Source organism: Chryseobacterium sp. CG10_8 (genome assembly GCF_058117085.1).
In genome coordinates this window covers 1-2,965 of the sequence record NZ_JBYVEB010000189.1, presented here as the reverse complement: position 1 = coordinate 2,965, position 2,965 = coordinate 1, and the positions used below count along the sequence as shown (strand labels likewise).

3 protein-coding genes are annotated in these 2,965 nt (G+C 35.1%); all 3 read left to right on the top strand.

The window, feature by feature from the left end; all coding sequences use genetic code 11:
- Positions 1-652, top strand: a 652-nt coding sequence (locus AC4AGG_RS15955; RefSeq protein ID WP_489773013.1) for an endo alpha-1,4 polygalactosaminidase, incomplete at its 5' end; no start/stop codon positions are given.
- Between the two features lie 202 nt (positions 653-854).
- Positions 855-1,595: a class I SAM-dependent methyltransferase gene (locus AC4AGG_RS15950; RefSeq protein ID WP_489773012.1), complete on the top strand. Its 741-nt coding sequence runs from the start codon at positions 855-857 to the stop codon at positions 1,593-1,595.
- A gap of 88 nt (positions 1,596-1,683) precedes the next feature.
- Positions 1,684-2,673 (top strand): T9SS type A sorting domain-containing protein, encoded by a 990-nt coding sequence (locus AC4AGG_RS15945; RefSeq protein ID WP_489773011.1) that lies wholly within the window; start codon positions 1,684-1,686, stop codon positions 2,671-2,673.
- The last annotated feature ends 292 nt before the right edge of the window (positions 2,674-2,965 follow it).

Sequence of the window (2,965 nt, the reverse complement as noted above, 5' to 3'; positions counted from 1 at the left end):
AAATTTATTAAATATCTCAAAGAATGCTGGAAAAACCATACTGGTAACCGACTACTGTTATACTCCCTCAAAAATGGCAAATTCTTATGTCCAAAATTCTAATGCGGGATATATTTCCTACGCAGCACCAGAAAGGGAGCTCAATGTCATACCGACTTTCCCAACACCCATACATCAAGAAAATGCAGCAACGGTGACTGCATTATCACAGGTGAAAAATTTCTTATATCTTATTAACTTCTCAAATTACAGTAGCAAGGCAGATTTCATTAATGCAGTAACCGCCTCTAATTATGACCTGCTTATCATGGATTTGTTTTTTGAAGATGGAACAGCTTTTACAAGTTCTGAAATCATGCAACTCAAGAATAAATCCAATGGTGGCAAAAGATTAGTCATTGCTTACATGTCAATTGGTGAAGCAGAAGATTATCGTTACTATTGGCAAGCCAGCTGGAACTCTACCCAACCAAGTTGGTTAGATGCAGAAAATCCTGATTGGGCAGGTAACTATAAAGTAAAATATTGGAATACTGATTGGCAAAATATCATTTATGGCAATAATAATTCCTACACCTACAAAATACTTAATGCTAATTTTGACGGCGTTTATTTAGATATTATTGACGCGTTTGAGTATTATGAAAACTAAATTTACTCATTCAAAACCAAGGCTGTAATATAATTTTTTTGATTTTTCAACTCTCGATAAATTTCATTAGCTTGGAAATATTTCTGGGCATTTTTGGTAATTTAGTACCCCAGAAACAGTATCGCTTTTCATAGAAAAAAACACGAACCTTTACTTATTCGCTGATAATGTAGCGTTTTCAACAGCTCAAAAAATAAAAACAATGAAAGACAATTTCTCCACTCAATCCGACAAATATGCTCAATACAGACCAACCTATCCACCTGAGTTGTTTGAGTTTCTGAACCAAATTCTACCTTATAAAAATAGTGCTTGGGATTGTGGTACAGGCAATGGACAGGTAGCGTTCGAGTTATCCAAAATCTTCAAAAAAGTCTTTGCAACCGATATAAGTCAATCTCAGATTGACAATGCTCGTCAAGCTGATAACATTAGCTATACCGTGCAACCAGCAGAGAAAACTAATTTTGAAGACCATCAGTTTGATTTAGTTATTGTAGCACAAGCCATTCATTGGTTTGACTTCGAAAAATTTTACCAAGAAGTAAGACGAACCACAAAAGACACCGCATTGATGTGTGTTGTGGGTTACGGTAGAATTGAGATTTCCGAAGAAATTGACCCACTGATTTCAAAATTTTATCACGACATTATTGGACCTTATTGGGATAAAGAACGAAAGTATATTGATGATAACTACATGACAATTCCATTTCCATTTGATGAAATAGAGACGCCAACTTTTGTCAATACTCAATCGTGGGCTTTAGAACATTTAATAGGGTATCTCAACACTTGGTCTTCGGTCAAACATTTTATTACACAAAATAACTACAACCCCATTGACGCACTACAAGAAGAAATCGAAAAAGTTTGGAGTGATAAAGCCTCCAAAGAAGTTCGTTTTCCCATTCTTTTGAGGCTTGGCAAAATAACTCAATAACTCCACCCTTTCGACAACTTAATTGGAAGTAAATATTTGATTTTAAATTCAATGCTTTTTTCTTAGATTTACGAAATAAAAAAACATTATGAAAAAATCTACTCTTTCCTTGATTGTAGTTATGATTGTGCAATTATTACAAGCCCAAAACTACAATTTCAGCGTATCGTCATCTCCGTACGTACCGCTATCAGGCTCAACGTCCATAACAAATGGAACTGCCTGGAGTTCATGGAACGGAATCGACGCTACCGCAAATATCGGTTTCAATTTTATAGCCAATGGTAATCTTAGTACGAATGTGCTAAATTTCGATTCCGATTTCCTTCCAACAACTGTCTTTTCTGCTCAACCCAATCCAAGCTCGGGTTTTATCTATGCACCATTAATTTGTGATACAGCAGATAGAGGTATTATCAGTGGATCCTCTCTATCCAATATTTCTTACAAAGTACAAGGAAGCGCAGGAAGTAGAATTTTCAAATTAGAATGGAGCAATATTGGTTTCTATAACGAAATAATGAGTGATAATATCTCTTCGGACTATATGAATATACAACTGTGGCTATATGAAGGAAGTAACATTATTGAATATCATTTTGGAGCAAGTAATATTTCTAATCCTACACAAAGCTTTGATGGAGATCCAGGTTATGGATGTGGGCTTTATCCTCAATTCAGTTTTAGCACTGGTGACGTCGTTGGAAGCGCCTATGCTTTGAGCGGTAATGGCACCTCTCCTACCAGTACTTACACAACCAACTATCAAGTATATATCACCTCTGCTCCAGCAAACGGAACCGTTTACAGATTTACCCCAACTACACTTGCAACAAACGAGACTAGCATTTCTAACTTGGTCGATATCTATCCTACCATAATAGAAAATAGTTTTAAAGTAAAATCAAAATTAGGCAACCCAATCAAGTCAGTGAAAGTCTATGATATGTCCGGAAAACTCATTATCCAAAAAGATAACACAGAAAACATTTCTATGATAGGGGTTTCAAGGGGAATATACAATGTCATAGTCAGTACTGACTCTGGTAACATTTCAACTAGAATTATGAAGAAATAACATTAAAATAGAACAGAATACAATCCAAACGACCCCATAATTTTATATCATAAAGGAGCAGTTCTAATAGAGCTAGGAATGAGGGATAAAGCTTGTGATTGCCTTGTCAAAAGTCAAAAATTTGGAAACACACTTATCAATGACATCATAGAACAAGAAAAATGTATCAAAAAACAATGAAAAAAGGAATTATTTTCGTCATGCTAGTTATATTTAACAGTGTTTTTGCACAATTCACAAAAGATTATAAAAGCGTTTGTACCGTAGAAGGCCTTGGTCATGCAAATTCATT

Excerpts from the sequence above, each read along its gene's own strand:
- AC4AGG_RS15950 (WP_489773012.1), top strand. The coding sequence starts at position 855 with ATGAAAGACAATTTCTCCACTCAATCCGACAAATATGCTCAATACAGA.
- AC4AGG_RS15945 (WP_489773011.1), top strand. The coding sequence starts at position 1,684 with ATGAAAAAATCTACTCTTTCCTTGATTGTAGTTATGATTGTGCAATTA.